Origin of the sequence: Nostoc sp. C057 (assembly GCF_013393925.1) — a bacterium.
GTDB classification, from domain to species: Bacteria; Cyanobacteriota; Cyanobacteriia; order Cyanobacteriales; family Nostocaceae; genus Nostoc; species Nostoc muscorum_A.
The window spans coordinates 1-24,358 of record NZ_CP040288.1 but is presented as its reverse complement, the minus strand read 5'-3'; the positions used below and the strand labels follow the sequence as shown (position 1 = coordinate 24,358).

The 24,358-nt window shown below is 39.1% G+C and carries 15 protein-coding genes; 8 read left to right on the top strand and 7 right to left on the bottom strand.

The genetic code is table 11. The features are described 5' to 3' along the window. Nucleotides 1–657 precede the first annotated feature (657 nt). From FD724_RS34680 to FD724_RS34665, 4 genes are all read left to right on the top strand, one after another. Nucleotides 658–1,332: a hypothetical protein gene (locus FD724_RS34680; RefSeq protein ID WP_179076232.1), complete on the top strand. Its 675-nt coding sequence runs from the start codon at nt 658–660 to the stop codon at nt 1,330–1,332. Nucleotides 1,333–1,554: 222 nt separating this feature from the next. Beyond that, nucleotides 1,555–1,761, top strand: coding sequence for a hypothetical protein (locus FD724_RS34675; protein WP_179076231.1), 207 nt, complete (start codon nt 1,555–1,557; stop codon nt 1,759–1,761). A gap of 91 nt (nt 1,762–1,852) precedes the next feature. After that, nucleotides 1,853–3,979, top strand: coding sequence for an AAA family ATPase (locus FD724_RS34670; RefSeq protein ID WP_179076230.1), 2,127 nt, complete (start codon nt 1,853–1,855; stop codon nt 3,977–3,979). A gap of 630 nt (nt 3,980–4,609) precedes the next feature. Then, a complete protein-coding gene (locus FD724_RS34665) occupies nt 4,610–5,539 on the top strand; it encodes a tyrosine-type recombinase/integrase (protein ID WP_163938828.1) in 930 nt (309 codons plus the stop codon). 128 nt (nt 5,540–5,667) lie between these two features. On the opposite strand, the gene FD724_RS34660 is transcribed toward FD724_RS34665, so the two are convergent. Beyond that, nucleotides 5,668–9,123: a plasmid replication protein, CyRepA1 family gene (locus FD724_RS34660; RefSeq protein WP_179076229.1), complete on the bottom strand. Its 3,456-nt coding sequence runs from the start codon at nt 9,121–9,123 to the stop codon at nt 5,668–5,670. A 1,061-nt stretch (nt 9,124–10,184) separates the two neighbouring features. On the opposite strand from FD724_RS34660, the gene FD724_RS34655 reads away from it, so the two are divergent. The 3 genes from FD724_RS34655 to FD724_RS34645 are packed head-to-tail and all read left to right on the top strand — an operon-like array spanning nt 10,185 to nt 14,457. Next, nucleotides 10,185–11,630, top strand: a complete 1,446-nt coding sequence (locus FD724_RS34655; protein ID WP_179076228.1) for an NB-ARC domain-containing protein — start codon at nt 10,185–10,187, stop codon at nt 11,628–11,630. Beyond that, nucleotides 11,627–13,366: a serine/threonine-protein kinase gene (locus FD724_RS34650; RefSeq protein WP_179076227.1), complete on the top strand. Its 1,740-nt coding sequence runs from the start codon at nt 11,627–11,629 to the stop codon at nt 13,364–13,366. Before FD724_RS34655 ends, FD724_RS34650 begins: the two co-directional genes overlap by 4 nt. 59 nt (nt 13,367–13,425) lie before the next feature. Continuing rightward, a complete protein-coding gene (locus FD724_RS34645; protein WP_179076226.1) occupies nt 13,426–14,457 on the top strand; it encodes a hypothetical protein in 1,032 nt (343 codons plus the stop codon). A gap of 251 nt (nt 14,458–14,708) precedes the next feature. On the opposite strand, the gene FD724_RS34640 is transcribed toward FD724_RS34645, so the two are convergent. The 5 genes from FD724_RS34640 to FD724_RS34620 all read right to left on the bottom strand — a co-directional run bounded on the left by FD724_RS34640 (nt 14,709) and on the right by FD724_RS34620 (nt 23,041). Continuing rightward, entirely contained in the window at nt 14,709–17,252 is a 2,544-nt protein-coding gene (locus tag FD724_RS34640; protein ID WP_179076225.1) for a CHAT domain-containing protein, read from the bottom strand. Further along, on the bottom strand, nt 17,204–18,955 hold the full coding sequence (locus FD724_RS34635) for a ShlB/FhaC/HecB family hemolysin secretion/activation protein (RefSeq protein WP_179076224.1): 1,752 nt from the start codon (nt 18,953–18,955) through the stop codon (nt 17,204–17,206). The genes FD724_RS34640 and FD724_RS34635 overlap by 49 nt, the downstream gene beginning before the upstream one ends. 247 nt (nt 18,956–19,202) lie before the next feature. After that, entirely contained in the window at nt 19,203–19,415 is a 213-nt protein-coding gene (locus FD724_RS34630; RefSeq protein ID WP_179076223.1) for a hypothetical protein, read from the bottom strand. Between the two features lie 48 nt (nt 19,416–19,463). Beyond that, nucleotides 19,464–21,878 (bottom strand): filamentous hemagglutinin N-terminal domain-containing protein, encoded by a 2,415-nt coding sequence (locus tag FD724_RS34625; RefSeq protein ID WP_179076222.1) that lies wholly within the window; start codon nt 21,876–21,878, stop codon nt 19,464–19,466. A gap of 470 nt (nt 21,879–22,348) precedes the next feature. Then, the gene (locus FD724_RS34620) at nt 22,349–23,041 is read right to left on the bottom strand and encodes a ferritin-like domain-containing protein (RefSeq protein WP_179076221.1); all 693 of its coding nucleotides are present in this window, start codon (nt 23,039–23,041) and stop codon (nt 22,349–22,351) included. 313 nt (nt 23,042–23,354) lie between these two features. Between FD724_RS34620 and FD724_RS34615 the strand changes: the two genes are divergently transcribed. Then, nucleotides 23,355–23,561 (top strand): hypothetical protein, encoded by a 207-nt coding sequence (locus FD724_RS34615; protein WP_179076220.1) that lies wholly within the window; start codon nt 23,355–23,357, stop codon nt 23,559–23,561. Between the two features lie 74 nt (nt 23,562–23,635). Here the strand turns inward: FD724_RS34615 and FD724_RS34610 are convergent. Further along, on the bottom strand, nt 23,636–24,358 hold a 723-nt coding region (locus FD724_RS34610; RefSeq protein ID WP_179076219.1), incomplete at its 5' end, for a hypothetical protein.

The following is a 24,358-nucleotide window of genomic DNA, read 5'->3' as shown; positions in this document are numbered from 1 at the left end:
GTATAAACATTTCTAACAGCAATAATCTACGTAGATAAAAATCTCTTTCTTGTATTATCAGTCTTTGTGCTTGATATACTCACATCCTTAATCATTAATTAGTATAAATCTTTGTGCAACATCTTCAGTAAGTGCCAAATATGGGGGATTGACTATTGACTATTTTTATGATGTAAAACGTCAAAATTAGCTTTAATAAAGTTTGGGGGTTTAAGTTAAGAGCCTAATTAAAATCCCCGTTACAAAACTGTACTTCCGACTTGCGACTTCCGACTTCCGACTTGTTTAAGTATCCCTGCTCTCCATAAATTGAACAAAGTCGCAAGTCGCTTTTTCGCAAGTGAAGAACTTTCAAACGGTTCAGTTTAAGTCCCCGGCTTCTATCAAGCCGCAAGTTTTGTGGCTCTTTCTAAATCCCCGTTACAAAACTTACTTGCGACAGCGAAAGAGTCACTTGCGACTTGAGTTTAACTTTACCTTCGATACCTCACCATGTTTTGCATCATAACTAAAAACTGTTAAAACTTGATTGCATGTATAGAACAAATATGTATAATACTTGCAGCTTGTACTTCACTTCAGCATTCGTTAGAAGTAGATATTTGGTCAAGCAAGGAAATTGGAAATTAATTTTCATAATCATTTGTTGGAGTATTTATGAATAAAAGAAAAATATTTGCAGCACTTGTTTCAATAGGTGTAGGACTATACTTAGGAGCTTGCCAGTCTGAAACAGACTTGGTTGCTCAGGCAGAGAATGACTTAAAACCGGCTTATGCGGCGGCAACTGATGAGCAAAGCCAAAAAGATAAGGAAGTACAGGAGCAAATAAGGCAATATGTAGAAGAGACACCTAACTTATATAGAATAACTTGGAAGGTATGCGGAGATTATAGAAGTCGTCTTCGGGATGGAGTAAGATGTAGCGAAACTAAAATTCCCAAAACTAAAGGATATGTTGATCCCGTTTACGTCTGGGCAGCTAATGGGGTGCAGTTTGCTAATAAGCAACACTTTGTTAATAGCTATTGGGCTACAGGATTGTTTGTCAAGTCTAAAGGATGCTTGAACTCAGGTAAGCCAGGACAAGAGCAATTTTATAATGTAAAAAATTTCACCAGAGATAAAACGAATGCTGTTCCTACCGCAGCAAACGTGAAGATTGAAGCTCTGTCAAAGCAGGAAAAACAAACAGTAGTAGAACTTGCCTTCAAGGACGCAGAAGTAGAAAATTATGCGCTGAAAAATTTTGGTGTGTCAGCAACCACAGGATTAATACCCACTGGGAAAACTTGCTTAACATTAGACGAATGGAAGAAGACGCAATCGTAAACATCAGGCACAGTCGCTTCCTTGGATCGCAGTTCAGTCGCGGCAACTTCCTCCATCTCCACCACAACCAACCAACGCAAGTATTGTCTTATTCTTTCTTAGATAAAGAAAACAATTTAACTTGTTGACCCCTTGTCCCCTGCAAGCGGTAAGTTAACTTTAACCCCTACCTATTGGTCTAACAACCCCAACAGCCAAATCGGTTTGGGGTCAGAGGGAACAGTGAAACCCAAAATTTTTGATGTGAGCAGCGCAGTCAGCACAATTCGCAATTCGCAATTAATGCCCACGAATAAATCCGGGGGCTTGAACCCTGTATTGTTTAAAATTTATCTATCCATAAATGAATTTAGGGGCTTGTACCATCAAGGAATAATTGGTCAACAGCGATCGCCGACATATTTAATAGATGTTGGTCGTCAGCAGTGATTTCCTTACCAGCGACGAGTCGAGAGAGAATAATGGCACATCAAGTTGGGATAATCTCTTTTAGTCGTAAATATTTTTACCCCTGACCAAGATGCCAGCGCCTTTAAAAGTTGACCTGTCACCAATAGAAGATCAAGCCCTACTAGCACTCACTCAAGCAAAAGGTATACCACCAAGAACTCAAAGTCGTGCCACTGTACTACGCTTATCAGCCGCTGGATGGACAGTGCTAAAGATCGCACAATACTTAAAATGGCATCCACAGACTGTACGCGACACAATTCATCGCTGGTACTGGGGCAAACTCGATAGTTTGTGGGATTGTTCGCGTCCGGGTCGCCCTCGCCGATGGCATAACCCAAATATGAAGTCTCTGCTTCAATTCAAAATATCTTTATTTAGCTATCAACTTATTTTTATTTTATTTTCTTACATCTCTTACATTTATTTAATGCTATTTCTCCACAGTCATGGCGTTTCTACTACTTATGCAGTCAAAATTTACAGGCAGTACAAAGATGAAGCACTCGCTACTCTCACCAGCAATCCCTACCAGTTAGCTGCTGACATCTACGGTATTGGTTTTCTGAGAACTGATAAAATTGCCTTTAATTTAGGAGTTGCGCCTGATAGTCAGTTCCGTTACCGTGCTGGTTTAATTCATGTTTTGAACGAAGCTGCTGCCGATGGGCATTGCTATTTACCCCAGCCAAAACTCATTGAGAATGTTATCAAACTGCTGACTACAGCAGATCACACACCCGAAGAAGATGCCCTCGCTGATCTTATCAAAGACATGGCACTCAAGGATGACTTAATCCGTGAGAAAAGCTCAGACCAAACGCTGCTATGTTATCTACCAACGTACTTTCACACCGAACAGAACCTTGCTCAATTAATACAATCTAGATTTTGCCAACCAGTTGCACAAGATATGCCTCGTGTTCGCGCCTGGATTGAGCGCTTCACCAAGAGTCATAAAATCAAACTTTCACCACAGCAACGGCTAGCGGTAGAAATGGCTGCATATTCAAGGGTAATGATTCTTACTGGTGGCCCCGGTTGCGGTAAAACTTTCACCACCCACACCATAGTCTCTCTGTGGAAAGCAATGGGCAAATCTATCGCCTTAGCTGCGCCAACTGGACGCGCTGCTCAACGTCTGAGTGAAATCACACAACTCGAATCCAAGACCATACACTGCTTGTTGGAATTTGACCCAGAGACAATGGGCTTCTTACGCGATAATCAAAACCCTTTACCCCATACCGCAATTGTCGCGCTAGAAGCTAGTATGCTTGATTTGTTTCTGGCATCTTCTTTGCTAAAGGCGATACAATACGGTTCCCAACTACTGCTAGTGGGTGACATTGACCAGTTACCCTCTGTGGGCCCGGGTCAATTCCTTGCTGACTTGATTAATTCTGGTCACGTTCCGGTGGTGCGGTTGACCAAGGTATTTAAGCAAGCCCAACAGAGCGCAATTATCACCGCTGCTCACCAAATTAACCGAAGCCAGTTTCCCACTATTGAACCGATTTCCGATAATCCCGTGTCTGAGTGTCTGTGGCACGGCGGCGGTCATCACCCCAAACATGGTCTTAAAGCAATATCCGAAATCATTACAGACTTGATTCCCCGCCTGGGTTACAATCTAGCTACTGATGTGCAAGTACTTTGCCCCACCTCGCGCGGTTTGCTTGGGACTCGTAACCTCAATACCGTATTGCAGCAGTTGATTAATCCGCCCAGTCCCGACAAAGTAGAGATTACCAGGGGCGGGAATTTATTACGAGAAGGCGATCGGATCATTCAACTGACTAATGATTATAATCACGATATTTTTAATGGCGACTTCGGAATTATCAAGGCCATTGATCCTGAAGAGATGGAAGTTACTGTGCAGTATGGTAAGCATACTGTCGTTAGAACCAGAGCAGACTTAAATCAAATTGCCCTCGCCTGGAGCTTCACCATTCATCAAAGCCAGGTTTCAGAATATCCAGTAGTAATTCTGCCAATTTATACGCAGCCTTATATGATGTTGTCTCGTAAACAGTTGTACACAGCATTAACTTGTGCCAAGCAGTTAGCGATTGTCGTTGGTTCCAAGAAAGCGATATCCAAGGCTTTGCGTTCTAGTGACGGCCAACTGCGATATACGCGATTACAGCAGCGGTTGGAAAGCGCTTTTTTGCACCCGACGATTGCAATTTAGAAATGTTCAACTTAACAATTTCACCCGGCTTGCGGTTGTTGCTCTCAATCAAGAGTGAGAAATCTGGTAGCTAGCTGTGCTTTCGCCCACAATTCCACTCGGTTTGTACCTTTTCCTGCTGCCTCGTAATCGACGGCGGGGCATTTCATTACTGGTAAGTGCCTTGGCAATTCTTGAGAAACTACTTCTCTAGCTCCCGTTTGCGGTTCTATAAAAAAAGTGTCTTAAACACAAAGCAAAGCAATCAAACCACTCTCAAAAAATAAACTAAAAATGACTCTATAGTTTTATGGCGTGATAGCGCTTAAAAAGCAGTACCCTGCGGCGTAAATAAACTTTGGAGGACGCTCTTTGACCTCTTATATCATTTATTAACTATAAAGTCATTTTTAGTTTATTTTTTTCACCTCTTTTTAGGCTTTTCAAAATAAATACCCTGCTGAACAATTGCATAACAGTATTGTGTTTGTCACGCTCCTCAGTATTAGAGGTGTACTATACGCAAAAATCGAGAAATTTTCATTCGCTTGAGGGTGAGTTGAAACGCCCATTTTAAAGGACAATAAAAATCAGACACTATAAAACCAGACGAAACTACTCTTGTGTCTGATTTTTAAGGGAGTAATAAAAATGACGCTCTCTCTTGTCCATATAACAGCCCATAGAAAGGCTCTTGCTTCCTTGCCAGTAGCGCAGGCGGAGGCGAAGTTGATTGCGCTGTGGTTGGAGGGAAAAGCAGAGTCATCTATCATCTCGTACCGACGCTACATTAGACGATTTCTGGAATTTTTGGACAAACCTCTCAAAAAAGTGACTTATGAAGACTTGGTAGAATACGCCAGTTGTTTTGGGGGCAATGCTCTTAGTACAAAGCGGATATATATTGCCGCAGCTAAAAGCTTAATTAGTTTCGCTCATAAAATTGGATATCTCCCTTTTAATGTGGGTATGGCGCTAAAACTCGGTGAACTGCCGGATGTAATCAACGAACGCTATCTCGATGAAGCTGATATTAAATTGTTGGTAAGAGCTGCTTCTAAGCATTTAACTGATGCTAAAACTCCTAAGCGCCAGTACACAGCCCTACGTAATTTGTTAATTATCAAACTCCTGTATCAGGCAGGGTTACGGGCAAGTGAAATCTGTGATCTGACTTGGGGAGATTTGACACCCCGTGGTGAGAGTGGTCAAGTTTACGTGCGAAAAGCCAAGGGCAGCAAAAATCGGACAATTCTCATCAAGCCAAAGCTTTGGGCGGAATTAATGGAGTTCAAAGCTTCGGCTCACTCCAATCAAGCAGTGTTTCCAAGTCAAAAAGGGGGACATTTAGACCGTCAAAACTTGCACCCGATTGTCAAAGCAATTGCACTTGAAGCTGGATTAAGCGAACTAGTTTCTGCTCACTGGTTACGTCATGCTCACGGTTCTCACGCCATTGAGCGCGGGACTAATCCTGTATTGGTGAAAGAAACTTTGGGTCATGCCAATTTAGCCATCACCGATCGCTATCTCAAAGCTAGACCTAATGACAGTAGCGCTTTAAACTTGATGGATCTTTGACCATTTAATGAAATTGTTTTGACATTTTGCATGACTTGTGAGAATGCAGCCCAAATTGGAACCAGTGGCATCAATTGCTACCGGAAACGAAACAAAAAACAGCTTTCAAATGCCAAAGGGATTTTTCTCTAACCAGCCCCCTCCATCGGCAACACCTCTTCACTTAGCAAGCTGTAAAATTCAGGAACTTGAGCTTCCACAAGTCGCAGTTCATTTGCCGCGATCGCCTCAAGTTCCAGTACTGTCTCCCAGCGCAAATCCCCAGTCCATCGTTTAAGAATGCCTTTGATTGCGTCCACTCCACGAGAAATACCAGAGCGAAGTATTTCTACACAGTGGAGTAGCGTAATGCGATCTGTTGGGGGTGACTCAAATTCGGTAGTATCCTCCCCTTGGCAATGGGAGTTCCCTATAGCATCAAGGGGGGGTGTGGATACGTCCTGCTGATTGGGGTTTACACTATACGCAGCAGGGGTTTTGGAGGCATAATAGGTTCGATTTTCTTTTTGATTACGCTTCGTTTCACGATGAGCAATTACCTCTTGAGCAAATTCTAATTCCTCTTTAGATAAAGAGAAAAGTTTCACCTGTTGACCGCGCTTGCCCTGCTTGCGGAAAGTCAGCTTTAGCCCCAGCTGTTCTACTAAAGTGGCCAGCAACCAAATAGGTTTACAGTCTAGGGGAATAGTAAACCCAAGAATTGCTTTGACGTGAGCAGCACAATGTATAGCGATCTCCGTCATCTTGAGTAAGGTGGGGTCATCGGCAGTAACTTCATCACCCTTCATTAAAGAAGCGAGAATTTGATGCAGCCCCAGGTTAAATCTAGCCAGCCACCGTGCGGAATAATTGCCCCAGTCGATGCACAAAGGTAGATTGTCGCGCTCGGTGCGGTCTTTTTGGGTGACAATTGTTGGTGGTGTAGGATAAGTTTGCCCAGTTTTGGGGTCAGTAAACGATTCTTCGGGCTTTGCTAAAATGGCCTCAAGTCCAGCAATTGCTCTAATTAAGCGACCACCTTTATCCATTTCTACGAGTGATTCGGTTACTTCGATGCCGTAAGAATCAGAAATGCGGAACTTTTCACATTCAAAAATTTCATTAGGGTCAAGGTAATCTTTGCTCTGACGGGCGCGGTACTCACTCAAAGTAATATTCTTAGCCTTGGCAACAGCCGAGTTGTGGGCACTATCCAAAGCTTGTGCTGCTGCTTTTAGACTTTCAAGAGATTGAGGATCTGAATCACTGCCCACATATATAAATGTATTGCCCATTTCTGTGAGAAGCGATCGCAAGTCATCACGCAGATTATTGAGAGAATAGTGGCGGTTAGCCATAATTTGGCAGTAAGCCTCAAGCGCCCAATCTTTCTCTGCGCCCCGCTTGCCTGTTTGACGGTCAATCCGCAACAGAAAAGCGGTCATTTCATTGGTTTGGAGCAAGCGCTCTTTAATCTTGGTAGCATTGGTATCCTTGTAACCAAAGGGAGGACGCGGGGCCACCCAAATATGAAACGGGACTTTTGGACGATAACGGTACAGTTGTTGAGCGCACTCAGTAGCGGTTTGGGAAACGCCGTGAAACACGCCAAACACTAAGTCAAAATGATACTCAGAAATATCGACACCAGTACCGAGACTGGGAGAGGTGAACAAGGCATCAAAGTTTTTGACGGCGTTGGTGATATCTTTGATGAAAGCGACATTTTCATCACTGCCAGAATTGTCAGAGTGAACCGACCAGATACGCCATTTTTTTTGTGTATGTGATTTTTCGGAGTTAGATTCTTCGTACTTGATAGTAAAGGATTTGTCGAGTTTTTTGATGAAACGCTTACTGTCACTTGCAACCATGACTTTCTCACCAAGCATCAGGGCTGCCGAGATTTGGGCGACTATGGCGCTTGAATTATCCCCCTCGTACCAATAAATTGTGCGTGAACCGTTTCGCCACTCGTTTTTAATGATGTACGGGACTTCACCTTTTGGTCGCATTGCAAGAAAGAAGTTTACCGTTAAATCGTCCATGTGTGCATCAGCGATGACGACCAGTGGCGCATTGTATACTATATATTCCAGTACCTCCAAAATGGCGGCGCGATGTTGTTTGCAAGTATTACTGTGCAGCAGGTGGGTAAGGTATTGGCAGGCTTCATCTATAAATATGCAACCGTAGGTGAGAGACTGGGTATTCAGCTTATGCAAGCTGTCAATAGTAATACTAAGGGCTGGGGCCTGGGCTAAACCTGTGTAACCCAAGTCTGAATACATCGCCGTCCGCAAACGTTCGGCAAGATTTTTCAACAAGTTAACCCGATGTCCATTGTTGAGAAATCTGGCATCAGGATTTTGGTCACGCCACCAGCGCATAAGTTCAGTTTTCCCTGTACCCATGTCGCTCCAGAGTACGACCAGTCCTGATTTGGGGAAATTGAAGGTAGGGGATTTCTTCGATTTGTCTGAATCAACTCCGCCAGAATCCGTAGACTCCTTCTTTCTCCAATGTCCTTTTATAGATGGCGTGAAAAGTTGTTCCTTTTCAAGCTCATAAAGCTCAGGCACTGTCAAGCATTTTTCTTCAAGGTCAGGAATGCACAAAGCCTCAGAGAGATACTTGACATTAACAGTGACATCTGGTTTGTATTTGCTAAGTCCCCATTTCTTAGCCCGATACGAGCGCTGGTAATCTTTGAGTGATTTGGCATCATCGATGATTGCGGTCAGTAGAGCGTTAGCATCTTCGCCCCGCGCCACAACAAAATCATCAACACCTTTCTCTGGGCCTGGTAACAGCGCAACTTCACAAAAGCAACCAGCTGATTCGATTGCTTTTGCAGTGCGAACAGTAGCTTGAAAAACTGACCAACGGGTATTAGCTCTTGTTTCGTAGTCGAATAAAATAATGAACTTGCGTCCCGCCTGAGCCATTGGTACTAAGTCAGGATGCAATCGTTCATCAAAATCTTGTTTGCCTACGCGCCCGTTCCAAATTCCAGGGAGTGCGATCGCTACAAACCCCAGACTCAGCAAGCAAGCGGCTTTCTTCTCCCCTTCGCATAAGATAACTGGAATCTCTGGATGCTGTTTCACCCACTCCCAAAATATTAGTGGATTGAGTTGATCCAGTAAGCGCAATGCTAAAAGTGAATGATAGCGCTTAATTAAATAACGTTTTGCTATTTTGTCCCAGATGGGGTTAGCGACATCAAAGTAGGTAACGCGGTTGGGGGTTTTGGGGGGCGACTCGTATTTGACGGGTTTCCCTTTTTGCCAATCAATACGAGGGAAGTTCGGCTTAATCCGCCCCCACTCCATTGGTTGCCAGTTTTTGAATGGGTCAAGTGACTGAATCCACGTCCCACCTAGTAATAGGTGCTGATACATTTTTATGTATCCATCTGTTACCCGACCCGCATTCTTACGTGGGATTTTATCAGATATGAACAGGAAATCATAAACTGATTCTCCCTCAACGTGAAAGAAGTTGCGCTTAATCAACGCCGGATGAATGGCGCTACCAGCTAACAACTCATGGTATTCCGCTGCCGTGAGATTGTTTGGATATTCAGTTGTTGCTGCATTCATCGGTTCTCTCCAAGGAATTTTTTGGAGAGAACTCTTTCAAGCTGCGAAACCCTTACTCTAGCCTGGATATTCCGAAAATTTCCCTTCGTCACAGCACAAAATTGCCATACGAAAGTTGCACTCGACCCCATGCGCTCTAACACTGCGCTCTTGGGGCGTTCTCTGTTTTTCACGATATTTTCCCTGATAACTCGGTTTACAAGCTTCAGAGGGGGTTGCATCAGTTATCAGTCAACAGTTATCAAAGACTTTGACTGATAACTGGTAGCTGTTATTCGCGCTACTACTGCTTTTTGCTATAAAATTCGCAATTTTTCTTCATCAGACTTAACTTTATAAAAACTTATGAATTTCGACAGCCAAAAGTTACCGCAAGGAATGGACTTTCCAAGCGGCAGACCCTATAATGGATCTGGTAGCGCGGATTATACTCTCGGACAAATTTAGTAGTCGTCTTGGTCGCCAAACTTCAACGACAATTTATTTTGTTCCTTCGAGATCAGCCCCGCTCTTTTAAACGATGAATTTTACAAACAGACAAAGCGCCTACTCCTTAGTGGCGCTTTGTGCTTTAGGTTTTTTGATGGTTTCATATTTTCCTCCATATTTTTCTCCAATTAGCTTGATCTTACAGAAGTTCTAGTCACTTGGTATCGACGCTATCTTCTTTTTTTTGTTTTGAGTTTTCAATATCTCCGTAGTCCATAAGTGTTTTTGGAGTATCTAAGGACTTGTGATAACCTTAGATAATGTTTAATAGAAAAAGACTTTTGCTCAGACGGTACTTACCGCAGATTTTGCCTCTACTATTACCTTCCAAAATTTGCACCTGATCGTCTGCCTCCTTGATTTGTTGTACTTAAAGGCCAAATGTAGCTTTAGAGACAGTTTTAGAGAGCGTGTTATTATTTATGCAATGTAACACTCTAAACTTATATCCTGTAAAAGTAACGATAGCAAGTAGCTTTTTATTAAAAATTGTAAAAAAGCTATATAAAAGTTTTAGGTGGAATTTGAATAGGTATTATGGTAATGCTAGTAACGTAGTATTGTAGGTAAGTATGTCTTCAAATAAAAATTTAGACCTAGAAGCAGTACTAGAGATTTTGGAAGAGCGTGTGCTTCAGCACACCGGAAGATATTTGTTGCCCTCTGAAATGGTTTTAATCAAAGGGTCTTGGGATGGTAAAGACTATAAGGAAATAGCAAACGATTCGGGATACAATGTGCATTATTTGCAGACTGGTGTAGGTACTCCGTTATGGACAATGCTTACACAAGTTGTTGGAGAAGGAGTGCAAGTAAAAAAATTAACTTTAAGAAATATTTTGCTTAAACTAGCAAAAAAAGAATATTTGAAAAAGCTAGAAGCGTCATACCAAAATGTTGATCGTTTAATAGGCACAGCTAGGTTATATGGGGAAATTCCAAAAATAACATCCTTTTATGGACGACAAGATGAAATAAGATTTTTAAAAAGGGAAGTCAATATTTTTAAAAAAAGGTGTATAGCATTAATTGGAATTGCTGGAATTGGAAAAAGTATACTAGTGTCAAAGTTAATTGAAGAAATACTATTAGAAGATTCAAGCAATTATGAGTATGTTATTTGGAAAACAATAAAGCGTTCTTCAACGATTGATAATTTAGTTACTGATCTAATTAATACTTTTAATATAGAACAAGCAGAATATATAACTCTTCAGACCAAGCTATCTCTATTGTTAAATCATTTGCAATTACATCGTTGCCTATTAGTTTTAGATGGTTTTGAAGCCATAGCACCAATAAATATTTTTGAAAAAAGATTAGAATACGAAGATTTTTTTCTTGAAATCACACAAGAAAAACATCAGAGTTGTGTAATTGTAACAAGTCAAGTGCCTTTAAAAGAAATTGCTTATGGGAATTTAAACTCATCTATTGTCTCTATTCAAATAGAAGGTTTAGAAGAAGATGCAGCAATCCAGTTAATGCGTGAAAAGGGTATAGCTGGAGAAAAATGTAAAGAGTTGATTGAAACATATCGTGGAAATCCGTCAGAACTAGAGGCTGTTTCTGACCGAATAAATCGCATTTTTGGGGGGAACCTAGAAAAATTTTTCGATTATAGGACTACTGTAATTGGGCCACGAGTTGAGGCAATGTTAAATCTTCAATTTGGACAAAATGGGCTTTTAACTGATCTTCAAAAGCAAGTAATGGTTTACTTAGCTGAGGAAATGGCAAAAAGTTCTGCTTTAATCCCTTTCTCAAAGCTTATTAATGATTTAAAAGAACGATTAAAATTAGAAGTAATGTCAATTTCAAAGGTAATATCAGCTTTAGAAGGTTTAGAGCAACGCTCGTTAATTGAAGCCAGTAAAAAATCAAGTAAGCATGAACTAAGCTATGGTATGGAACCAGTTATTAAAAAATATATTTTAGTAGATCCATACGGTTTAGTATATAAATCATCAGATAAGAAAGAATTAACCAGTTATGTACAGGGGCAAAACTCTCTGTGAGCTACTGTATAAATCCCTTGTGTAGTAGGCGGCATAATCCTGAAGATACTGAAAATTGTTTAGCTTGTGGTAATCCTTTACTAATAGATGGGCGCATTCGTTTACTGCGCCCATTGCGTTCTTTGGATGAAGATCGATCTACCTATACAGATGTTTTTGAGGTTGAAGACGTTGAGCCGTCATGGGGGACAAAATCTAGAATCAGAGTATTGAAAGTACTTAGGTGGAGTGATCCTAAATTAGTTCGTCTGGTTCAGAGAGAATCACTTATATTACAGACGTTATACCATCCAGGAGTTCCTAAGTGTGGTGTGGATGACTATTTCACTTTTGTACTGAAGGATGGTCGTTTAGTATTGCACTGTTTAGTAATGGAAAAAATTGAAGGAGAAAATTTACAACAGTGGTTAATATCTTATGGAAGAATTTCTCAAAAACTAGCACTAGATTGGTTAGCACAACTAGTTGATATTCTTGAATCTGTACACCGGTCTGGCTTTTTTCATAGAGATATTAAACCAGAGAATATTATTTATCAACCTGGTGGTCAACTGGCACTTGTTGATTTTGGAGCAGCCAGACAGATTACCACAACATATTTAGCAAAAGTTGGCGCTAGTGGAGTAAATAAAAGAACACGCTTCAGTAGTGGATATGAAGTAACAGTTGTTAGAACGATTCGATTTTCTCCACTTGAACAACTTAACGGTCAAGCATTGCCTCAATCAGACTTTTATGCTTTGGGGCGAACTTTTGTGAATTTGTTAACAGGGATATCACTATTGGAATTACCAATAGATCAAAATACAGGAAGATTAATCTGGAGAGATAAAGCACCACATATTGATAAGCCTCTTGCTGATTTACTTGATGACATGATGGCTCCTTTCCCAGGACAACGCCCACAGACAACTCAAGTAATATTGGAACGTTTGCAGCATTTACCATTTAAATTAAAACTTAATCGTTTTTTGGTATCCAATATATTTAAATGCTTTTTGGTAAGCTCATTAATAGTAAGCATTAATAGTAGTTATACTCAAATTAATCTTGCTGTATCTGCTTACTATTTTAATCAAGCTGGACATTATATGAATGAGCCTGAAATAGCTAAGAAATATTATAAATTAGCATTAATTTATAATTCAAAAGATGATGAAATATATAATAATTTGGCAGTAGCTTGCCAGGTAACTCAGGACTTAAACTGTGCGATTGAAAACTACCAAAAAGCTTTCAAACTCAAGCCTAACGCTTGGGAACTACACTATAATCTTGGCAATTTTTATGATGAACAAGGTCAATATGACCAAGCAGAGCAGCAATACAAGTTATCGATTAAGCACGGGAAGAATCAATCGATGAATGCTGTCAACAATTTATCACGGCTCAAAAATATACAAAAAAAATACTCTGAGGCAGCACAACTAGCACTTGAAGGATTGAAAGGCACTTCAGATCCAGTATGGCAAGCAGCCTTGTACAAAAATTTAGGCTGGGCAAGATTCAAACAACAGCGTTATGCAGAGGCCAAAGATTACTTGCAAAAATCGGTAGATTTAGATTCTCGAAGAGTAGATGCTCACTGCTTGCTAGCAAAAACACAAGAAGCCTTAGGTGACTTGGATAATGCTAGAACACATTGGGAAGTTTGCTTAATATCAAATAATTCTGGTCTACCAGAAATCTCAGATTGGAAACAACAAATTCTACAGCGCATTTTTCCAACGAATTGACTAAGGTGCGTCAATTTGGATAAGCTATCAAATATATAACAAATTACTAAATAATAGGAATGCTGATTGTAGCAAAGTCAACAGCCAAAATAAAAAAAGTTTCAAAGTCTCAATTCGTAGCCATTGCATTAATACTGTTGTTTTCAAGCTTTAGCAGTGCAGGGGGACAAGCTCAATCAGCAAGTAGAAGCGATTCACATGAGCGAGACTGTGAAGTTGTAGCAAAAGTTATTAGTGGCGATATCAATTGGACACCCCAGAGTAAGCTTTGTAAAGATGACAAAATTCATCCAGTTCGTGGGCGTAAGGTTGAGATTTTTTGTTATTCACATGGAAAGCTTTTATACCTCACAGATAGTACTGTAAGTGAACATTGTTTACCGCTTTCCCAGCGCCGATTTGAGAATTGTACTTTGAAAAATGGGTATACCTGTGTGACACCCAAAGGCCCAGGGTCAGATGAAAATATACCTACATTAATCACTCCCTACGGTGTCGTCATTTTAAATACCAATCCAATACTATCTTGGTCTGCCACTCCTTCAGCTACTAGCTATATGGTGCAAATCGAAGGCAAAGGAGTTAACTGGTCAGTTGAAGTTAAGGCAACTCAACTGCCATACCCGAAAGATCAGCCAGCTATGGAGCCGGGGAATGTTTACAATGTAAACGTCATTGCTAATCGTGGAGATGAGCCTATTGCTGCTAGTGCCTCTATTCTTTTGATAGTCCCTATTGATAAGGCACAAGAGATAGCGACGACAATCAATCGTCTTCAAAGTCTCAATCAGTTCCAAGATGAATTAGCTATTGATGTAGATAGTGTATACGAAGCAGAGAACTTGTTGAACGAATCGATTCTGGTGTTAAAGGCAAGAGCCAAAGCAGGTAGTAAAAATCCCACTATCTATCGATTATTAGGCGATCGCTACCTAGAGGCATACTTGCCATCTGCGGCTATATCTGCATATGCAACTGCAACCAAATTAGCTCGAAAAGAGAATAATGCCGATGAATTAGTCAAAGCAGAAGCAGGAGCGAAAATTGCAGATCAGAGCCAGAAAAGACGAGAAAGAGCAAGGGGCGGTTAGATTTAACCAGTGCTGACTCGTTGCAGACGACACCATAAGTTGTTGCACAGTCCTTTGTTGGTGAGACGATAACTGGTCTATAAATCAATACGGTTCAGTTAAGGCTAAAACTCTGTTACCAAAGTCGTTTTTTTAACGAACCGCCAAGGCGCAGAGAACGCAGAGAGAAGAAAGAGATGCTTAACTGAACTGTATTGGTCTATAAATGGAAGCAGTAGACAACTTATCCTTCCACTGACATGCTTTTTAACTCAGTTGCCAACAAGAATAAAGCCAGCCCAGTAATAGGGATGGAAATATTTTTCACTAGACAACAAACTCAGTTTTGCAAGTCTTAGTGCTTCTGGTAAAACAAGTCCATTTTTCAATCCTTTGTAGAACTCCTCCATCAATAGAGCAGTAGAATCAGCATCAACTAGCCACAAACTAGCTAATGTACTGCGTGTTCCGGCTTGTACAGCTATTCCAGCAATTCCAAGGGCAGAGCGTTTATCACCCTTTGCAGTTTGACAAGCACTTAAAACAAGTAAATTAATTGTGTCGCCTTCATTTTTGAGCAAAAATTTCAAGTCTTTGACATTTAAAGGTTTGTCCCAAGTCAAGACAAAGGTTTGTTCAGGGTCAGAACTGAATTGAGCGTGAGTACTCAAATGAACTAAAGAAAATGAATTTTTTTCAATTTTTTGTTGAAAGCTGCGACTATTAAAATCACTATCAATTAAAGTTAAAACAGAAGTAGTATTTTTTTTGATATTTTCGATTTCTGCTTTTACTTCTGGCAAAGCTAGTAAATTTTTAGGAACTGAGGGGTCGTTAAGACTAGGACTAGGTTGAGAAATCCCGCCAATTAAAATATTAGAATTTTGGAATTTAGCTGAATGATTGTGCAATTGTTGAAAGCTTGAAGCTGTGACAATGCTATATGAATCAGTCAAATATTTTTTTCCATCATATAACATATCGATAGGTAAATTCTGGAAATAGCTATCTAGAACAAATCCTAAACTTCCTGAACTAGGAAGATACTGCTTAATCGGAGAAAACAAGAGGTTATAAAGAGTTTTAGAATAGATAAAATAGTTAACATCTTCAGTTCTAACAAACTGCTTTTTTTGAACAATTTTAAGTAAATTATCAATGGGGTCAGCTATTTGGTTAAAGTCTACTGTATGGCGATAAAATTTTTGGGGTGTTCTAACAACTACTTCTACTTTCTCTCTCAACTTAATTAAATAAATAATTGGAAATAATTCTTTTAGAGTTTGTTCATTCCTTAAAGAAGATAAATTCAATCTACCACATTGTAAAAAATTCTCTATTTCAGCGAGTCTTAGCTTCTCTTGAATTTCAACTGCTCGTTTTGACTTTACCTCATCTTGGGAAAATAATAACTCCATATATTCATGGTAAATAGGTTCAACTTTATCCTTGAAATTAAATTGAATTTCCGGGTTTCCCCCTAGAAGATTACCTCGAACTTGTTCAAGACTGTTAATAGCAGATTCATATACTTGATTGGCTTTATCAACTTTTCCTAAGACTCGATATAAATGTCCTAATTGCCATTGCCACTCATAAGCAATATCCCAAGCTTGTACTGATTGAGCTAGTCCCATAGCTTTTTCAAAATATTGTGTTGCTTCAAGTGTTTTACCTAAAGAGTTGTAGATGGTAGCAATCGTTCCTAATGCATAAGATTCGGCTCGGTTATTATTCAGCTTTTGGGCTAAAGTGTTAGCTTTATTCGCTAATAGTAATGAAATTGATAACGGATTATCTTTTCTAGAGAAAACAAGTTGCTTTAACTGGATATCTTGGTCAATTTGCACTAAAGTCTGAGCGATATTAAGTTGAGCATAGATAGATTCGATTGCAGGGAATGATTCAAATCTTTCTGGGCTACTTAATAAGCTATTAACTAATGTTTGAAGGTATTCATTTTTAGTTGGATTTTCTAAAATTACTATGCTCTTCCACTTTTCTATCTCTAAGATTAAACTTAACTGGTTGATTTTTGCTTGCAGGGGAAGTACATTTTGTTTTCTGCCTGCTAACTCTTGATAAAATTTCAGAGCATTTTGAGCTTTTGACTTAAGTTTTTTAAGTGATTTCTGTTTAGTAAATACATCATCAGTTAGCTGATATTTCCCTTTAGCTTGGATGTAAAGGGCACGTTCTGTATTACCTAAACTCAATAAAATTTGATTATAAATATCTGATTGTTTTGAATCTAGAGTTTCAGCCATTGCCATAGCATTGAATAATATAATCGAAGATGCTTCTGGATTACCAATCAGCCGCAGCACATCACCTAGATTACGGAGTCCAATAATTCTGACTCTTGAAAAAGGCTGTTTTTCCAAAGCAAACTTTAACGCCTCTAGATAGGCTTGTTGAGAAATTTCCCGTAATTCAATCGGGCTAGAGCAAATCCAATCCTCTAGCTCTAGAATCTTGCTTAGAGTTTGACAAGCACTAAGATATGAACCACTTGCTTGTAGTGCTAAACTTTGATTAATTAAGCTACCAGCAATGCCATCAGAATCTTTTAATTTGTAGTAAATATTGTAAGCTGCTTTCCATGTTTGTAGTGCGGCTTGAGGCTGTCCTTTATTTAACTCCTCAAATCCTTGTTGATTGAGAAGTTGTGCTTGAGACTGTTCTAAATTTGCAGAAGTTTGGGATTTGGCTTGGACTTGACATAAAACTATCACTACCGTTAAAGATAGTCCCAAGATTAGATATTTTAAAGCAGTCGGTAATTGATAGAAAAATAAAATCCGTTTTCTTGCCATGTTTCTAAATTTGAGTTAGTGTCAGCAGGGATCAAAGGAACGCCCCAATCAAGACGAGCATTAAGGCGATCTTCTAACTGGTACTGTATACCAAGCCCTATAGATGCCAGTGTTCCTGAAAATACTGTTATTCCAGTATCTTTACCAGTAGTATTATTCCAGGAAGTTCCTACATCAAAAAAGGGAATGACCTGTAATTGTTCAGTGTCTGTTCTCCAAGCGGGAATACGTGCTTCAATTGATAGTAAAGCTCCGTTATCAGACAAAAATGTATCCTGTCTGTAACCCCTGACCGAATTTATACCACCATTAGCAAATTGTTCTAATGGCACAAGAGGGCGAGAAGCTAGCTGAATATCTGCTCTGACAACCAAGGATGTACCATTCGCTGCTAAACGCTGTAGCCATGAAGCTTGTCCTCGCCAAGAGAAGAAGCGACTGTCAGGAGCGGAATCGTTAACTGTGGCATCAATTGCACCAACTCCCAAATTGAACTGGGAGCGTGCCAATAATGCTCCTTGTCTTGTGCGTTGTGTCCATTCTTGAAAAAATCTGAGAGCGAAAATTCGCGTTCGCCCTTTAGAATCTGCGCCAGCACTTAAAGGAAAAGGAGTGTTGAGTAATGATGACTCGCTCTCTAGTCGGGAAGCTGTCAATCCTAAAGCAAATTCTTGAGTTGAATTAGGGCTGGCTTGTCGTAGTATTGGCTGACGCAAAGTCACTTCGTAAGCACGAGCATCAGAAAGAATATCTAGTCTGCTAAAAGGACGCTCAATAACATTGGCAGAAGAATTTGCATAAAAAAACTGCACAGTCCCGTTTTGGGAATTGAGAGGAATAGAATAATCAGCTGTTAGAGTATTACTGCCCTCAGTGTTTCTATACCCCAGACTCAACCGATCTCCTAGTCCCAAGAGGTTAGCATTGCTTAACTCAACTCGTCTCTGAAAACTGCCAATGGCAGGTGAGCGAGAGTTATCTAAGAAAGCTTCAATTCTAAAGGGTTGACGTGCTTGGACTGTAACGTTTAAAACAGAAGTACTTAATTGAGAGCCTTTATCTATAACTGTAGAAATTTTCTCAACCAAAGGATCTGTTTGCAATAATTGCAAAGCTGTGAGCAAATGTTTGCTATTAAATACTTCAGTAGTGTTTGTCCGTAAGCGTTCACGAATATAATTTTGTAATCGTGCGCTACCCATAACATTGATTTTCTCTAACTTGCCTTCAACAATTTGTATAGTGACTACTCCTCCAATGGCTGTAATCGCTTGATTCTCTTTAACAGGAAAGAAGGCTCCAGAAGTTAGATATCCTTGTTCAGTGTACAGCCTCGTGACTGCTGTACGAGCTTCGAGCAATTCTGAAAATGCAATTTCTCTGCCTGTGTAAGAAGCAACTACTGATTCTAGTTGTTGAGTTGATAAGACAGTATTGCCTTTGAATATGAACCTTTCAACTTTAATTTTTTCTCGGTTTATTTTGGGAATTTCAGGCATAGGCACTGAAGCAGGAGGTATTTGCAGTTCTTCTCTTCTTTCTATTGGAGAAGGAACTTGTGGTCTCTGAGGAATTGTTGGTATTTGCTGTGTAAAGAGTCTTGTAGGTGCTGTTTTTGCTAAAAGCGGGTTAGTTGTTGATATCGGAATTACTAGAAAAAAAGTTGCTCCGAACACATTTAAGTATCGATATTTGGACGACATAGCATTTTCTTAACATAGAAGCAACTTTTTAAACTTTTTCATTATCTAATAGAAGCAGCTAAGTAGATGAACAAAAATATTTACAGCCCTCGCGTTTGCCCTGATAGAAATCGCAAGGACTGGGATTGCTACCCTTCGAGAATGCTTCGCCTACATTAGGCTTCGCTGCATTCGCAATGAAATTATGTCATTAATTATGTTTAGCTACATAAAGCTGCTGTTTTATTTCAATGCTCTCTGTATCCTTCTATTTATATTTCTGAGAATTGTGACAAGGTGAGTCTGATAAAGAACCATAAGAAATCACTTCTTTTGGTTTAGTTGTAAAACTTACTGTACCATTTCCATTGTCTTTCCATCCTTGTGCTTCTACATATTCTTGATCTACTTCGATCTGTATTGGCTGTTGTGATTGTTTAGTGGAAATAGGTTGTCGCTCATCTCTCCAGGGCAAACGCATCTAAAGTATAAGAATCCTTTAATAGCAAGGGTTTTGGCGTTTTTTAATTTAGCCTATTTTTTCATCAAGATCCTTGCCCAGCAAGGGTTTCAGAAATCCCGTGCGTTCGCCCTGCTCATCTCTCCAGCCATAAGTGCTGTTGAGGGGATCGCTTGGGCTTTGTGGAATACCTCCAGATCCTCTGTCCACAAACTCATTAGGTGCTTTACCCGATTGCGTAGCGCAAATCTGAGCAACTGTAGGAATATTAATTGCTGGTGGAACGAACGCTGCTTTAATGAAATCAAATTGTAAAGTATTTATTTGAACTATACCGTCAATTCCTCTGTCTGAAGTAGCTGTAATTTTACTATCAGAAGAAGGGAAGATTCCTTGAGTATTGATAGTGACATTACCACCCCGCCCCTCAAAGGCATTCGCTGTAATCTTGCTATTCTCTAAGAGAAGCAATAGTTCCGTATTAATATTAATGTTTCCACCGTTCCCTTTGGTTTCTTGCTGTCCAGCAGTTGTAGAGATATTGCTATTGCGTAATAGAACATTGTTCGCATTGAAGATAATGTCACCTCCCTCACCTACGGCAGTGGTCGCGGTAACGCCGCCGTTGTTTATGATGTTAATGTCTTTAGCTTTAATTTCAAGGATTCCTGCATTGCCTGAGCCATTATTTCTAACACTAACTTGAGCATTGTTATCAATATTAACTTGTTCAGCATTAATAATTAATTTGCCTGCGTCTCCAGTAGGAGTAGGAGGCACTCTATTAAATCTAATCCTCAAACTATTATCTAAAATAGCTCCTGATGAATCTATAAAACTAGGAAGTTTTGAATTTGAATCTACTCCTGAAATATCTACTGAACCAGAAGCGTTAATATTAATATTCCCAGCACTTCCAAACGATACGGTACTTGTAGATATACCCGCACCATCTCTGATCATTAGCTTTGAAGTATTAATTTCTAAATTCCCAGCATTACCACTACCAAAAGTAGCAGCATTAATTGTACTAGGTCCGACAATAGACGACCTACCTATAATGTTTATGGTATTATTCGCATTTATTAAAACATTACCTCCTTTCCCACTATTAAAAGTTGTAGCTCCTAAACTGCTTCCATTCTTGAGTGTAATATTTTGTGTACTTAATTTTAAATTCCCAGCATTACCAAAAGAACTAGAAGCTGTAGTAATATTACCCCCATCTTCTAATATCAAATTCTTGATTGCTCCAGTAATATTTCCACTATCTCCATAATTAAGATAACTGAAACTATTAATAGCACCATATCCAAATTGATTAACATCAGATGGAGTAGAGCCAGTAATTTTTAAATAATCGTTAGCATTTACTATTATTTCACCACCTGGAGCATTACTAAAAGTAGTAGTAGCTATTTGCGCTCCCCCAATAGTTATTTTATTTGAATTGAGTTCAATATTTTCTCCAGGCGTGTTTCCAAAGTTGCTAGTATAGATACCGCTAATACCAAATTCTGATGCATCTTTAACTTCCAAAACTTCAGAGTTAACACTAATTTCTCCATTTTGCTTAAATCCTTGATTTTGGCTCATAATTAGCGCACCATTTAATACTTTTACATCGCTTCCCCGAATATTAATAGTATTTCCTTTACCTTCTGTGCTATTAACATAAATTAAAGCATTTTTTAAAAAACTTATATCTCTAAAACTCATGTTTTTTTCATAGGTTAAGAATAACCTGTTATCTTCTGACTGAATATTAACTTCTCCTTGCTGTATACTTGCTAAATCAATTCTTCCATTTTTGGCACTAAGGACTCCTCCATCCAATAATATCTTTCCTCCTATTAAAGCTAAAGTATTTCCAGGCTTTACTTGTAAACCCGTAGAAATTACACTTGCATCTATAGGGGATCTCAAGATAGAGTTCTGAATGGGAAAACCATTACCTTGCACATTAATTTCTCCGAGGGTATCATAAAACTGTAAGCCAACAGGTACATTTAATGTTAGCAAAGGAGGATATTGAGGTTCTGTAGCACTAAATCCTGTACTATCAATAAATTTAATACTATTTGCTGTAGTTGCTAAAAAAGAACCGCCAATGTCTAATCGAGCATTTGCTCCAAAAGTGATTCCACTTGGATTCATCAAATATAAGTTAGCTGTTCCATTGGCTTTTATCAGTCCATCAATATTAGAAATTAATCCACCAGTAACTCTAGTAATAATATTTTGAATATTTAAAGTGTTATTAAATATAACTGTGTTTCCGGTTGGTATAGAAAAGTATTGAAAACTATGAAAAAGGTTGTTTCCCACCTGAGTGCCCTCTTCAATAATTCGATTATTTCCTTCTATTTTGATATCAGTGTTATTAGGTAAACTAATATCTGGAGTAATTTGAGCCTCAGAAGGAAAGATGCTTGCAAAAGAAAGAAAAACTGTAATTAGAAACGTATTGATGATAGTCTTCATAAAGTTTTCGTCTTTTTAAATAAGGAAGCAAATTTTAGTTGATAGATAAAAATAGCGGCTCTCCTAGACTAGTTATAGAAAATTAATACTTGATACCAGGTTAAGTCCTTATATAGTAAGGAATTTAAGAATCAGAAAGCATATTTTTATTAAATCCTTGATTCTGTTTTAGCGAAACCTAGTTACATCAGGTGTTTTTACCGTTTTTTAGTATTAACTTATCAAATTAAGTCTGGGAGAGCCAAAATAGCTTTTAGATACCTATTAGGAAAATTCTTAAAACGATTCAGGAATAAACTTTGAAGAACTTCTGCTTAGAGATTCAATTAGCTTAATAATGACTGCTAAGTAGGTACAAATAAACCTAAGTATGTAACAAAATGGAAAAAATTTTGTGATTACTTTACTTCGATTCTGCAATGACATAGTTATAAGTTTTCTCGCCTACCTACTTATTTTATTTAAAGATGTTATGCTGCTTCTATCGTGTCGGTGTCTTTAAGGACATAATCAATTACTTTAAATACTGCCTTAACTTTACGGGTGCGCCATTCATCAACTAATTTTTGCACTTGACTCGCAGGCATTCGCCGCATCATTGCTTCATAAAGGTAGGCAGCATGACCTGTTTCATCTTTAGCTATGCTTAACATCCCCAACTTTAAGTTATGAGTGGCACGCTCATCATCAGGCAATACATTCGCCATTCGCATATAGTCTTTACCAGCATCCAACTCCATAATATAAGTACTCGCCATAAAGATATCCCAGTCAATCACGGCAGGGCTAAGTTGTTCTTTGCTATAACCCTCATAGTAGGCGGCAAAGAGAGGACTACGCCCCTGTTTTGATTGACCTTTAGGTGCAATTTTCGGCTCTGAATCTATGAAATTTTTATCTATTTGCTTTAACGCATGAGCAAAAATTTGGCTATGCTTAGTTTCATCCAATGCATGTTTTTTTAAGTTTTCTGCTAGCCATGTATCGCCTTCATTAGCTGCACGCTCACTAAGTGCAGACAGAAATCCAACGGAACCAGCCTCTGATAAATGTAAACCATTAAGTACAATAGGGCGAGTTTTAGAGTCACGGATTTGAGAAGCAGTATAGTAAGCAACAGCTCCTGAACTTGCTAGATGCATGAGATAAGTCAGAAAATTCATAAGGTATTTATGCTAAGTTTGGTAAGCTACATTTTTTATGGTAGTACTCGAAATACATTTTAAAAGCCTTTTAGAACAACTTTTCTCATGCTATTGGTAATAGCAAAAATTATCTCAATCTTGAACTTGGGCATCTGTTGCATCTTCTAGTAAGTTATCTAGATTAATTTAACTCAGTTTTTATACTATGTTGCTAGTTACTGATAATTACAGTTTTTTACATTAAACCTTTCTTTTAGGATTGCTAATTTAAGACTATTTTTACAAGTTAAAATCATGATTTTAATCTTGAACTTAAGCTAGCAACATTTATATGCTTGATATTAGATGGTTAAAAGCCAAGAAAACTTTTGAGATTGCGATCGCGCTCCAAGAGTTCAATAAATACTATGCAGATCCAAAGGGAGTAGCTGGCAGCAAGGTAGAAGACCGCGCTTGCCTCTTTGTCTCAATGAGATTTTGGCTACTATCAAGTCCCTTGGCTACACAAAAATTCTCCTTTACTACTATAGAAGGATAAAAGCCAGGGTAATTTTGTGCTTTGGATTCATTTTAGCCTGGCACTTTAGCGTGTAAATTGATACTCAAATATTATTATTCATCATCTTCATCCTCATAATCGTAATCATCATCACCATGTTCTTCGTACCACTTTTTCTCTTCAGCTAAGGCCATTTCTCTCTCAATCATTTTTCTTTCTAGGGCTTCCCTTTCAAGCTTTTCCGTCTCAAGCTTTTTTCTTGAAAGTATTTCTCTTTCTATTCTTTGTCTATCTCTGGTTTCTCTTGCTATCCTGTCTCTCTCAAGTTGAATTAAGCGCCGCTCTACTCGCTCACAGTATAAATCCAAACCTTTACCAGTGGCTGCTCCGTTAATCGCACCACCAGCTAAAAATATTATTACAGTTTTCCAGCCTTGAATGAGATTACCGCTCCACTCCAAACTACCCTCATTGAGCCACACCAGTAGGAAGTAAACGAGAATTCCAATAACAGTATTGATCAGTGCAAAGACTCTTGGTGTCATCTCGGATTGACGGAGTATCAGCCATTGCGCTAGGGTGAGAATCACACTAAAGATTACCGCAGCAATTCCTGAGAGAATCACATTACCTGGGAAAGTGAATGGATTTATTGTCAAGTTAATGATTAGTGACACAATAACCAGAGCCGAGAGGAAAAAGCTCAGAAGTAAGCTAGCACTAATCGCAATAAACCAGTAACGACCGAGATAACCCAGGCGAAATTCTAACAACGACTCTTGTACTCCAAACAAAGTCATCCAAAATGCAATACCCGCCGTTAAATAATCAAGCAT

Coding starts and splice junctions, on each gene's coding strand:
- FD724_RS34625 (WP_179076222.1), bottom strand. CDS start 21,878: ATGAAGACTATCATCAATACGTTTCTAATTACAGTTTTTCTTTCTTTT.
- FD724_RS34655 (WP_179076228.1), top strand. CDS start 10,185: ATGTCTTCAAATAAAAATTTAGACCTAGAAGCAGTACTAGAGATTTTG.
- FD724_RS34670 (WP_179076230.1), top strand. CDS start 1,853: ATGCCAGCGCCTTTAAAAGTTGACCTGTCACCAATAGAAGATCAAGCC.
- FD724_RS34640 (WP_179076225.1), bottom strand. CDS start 17,252: ATGGCAAGAAAACGGATTTTATTTTTCTATCAATTACCGACTGCTTTA.
- FD724_RS34615 (WP_179076220.1), top strand. CDS start 23,355: ATGCTTGATATTAGATGGTTAAAAGCCAAGAAAACTTTTGAGATTGCG.
- FD724_RS34660 (WP_179076229.1), bottom strand. CDS start 9,123: ATGAATGCAGCAACAACTGAATATCCAAACAATCTCACGGCAGCGGAA.
- FD724_RS34680 (WP_179076232.1), top strand. CDS start 658: ATGAATAAAAGAAAAATATTTGCAGCACTTGTTTCAATAGGTGTAGGA.
- FD724_RS34620 (WP_179076221.1), bottom strand. CDS start 23,041: ATGAATTTTCTGACTTATCTCATGCATCTAGCAAGTTCAGGAGCTGTT.
- FD724_RS34635 (WP_179076224.1), bottom strand. CDS start 18,955: ATGTCGTCCAAATATCGATACTTAAATGTGTTCGGAGCAACTTTTTTT.
- FD724_RS34665 (WP_163938828.1), top strand. CDS start 4,610: ATGACGCTCTCTCTTGTCCATATAACAGCCCATAGAAAGGCTCTTGCT.
- FD724_RS34645 (WP_179076226.1), top strand. CDS start 13,426: ATGCTGATTGTAGCAAAGTCAACAGCCAAAATAAAAAAAGTTTCAAAG.
- FD724_RS34630 (WP_179076223.1), bottom strand. CDS start 19,415: ATGCGTTTGCCCTGGAGAGATGAGCGACAACCTATTTCCACTAAACAA.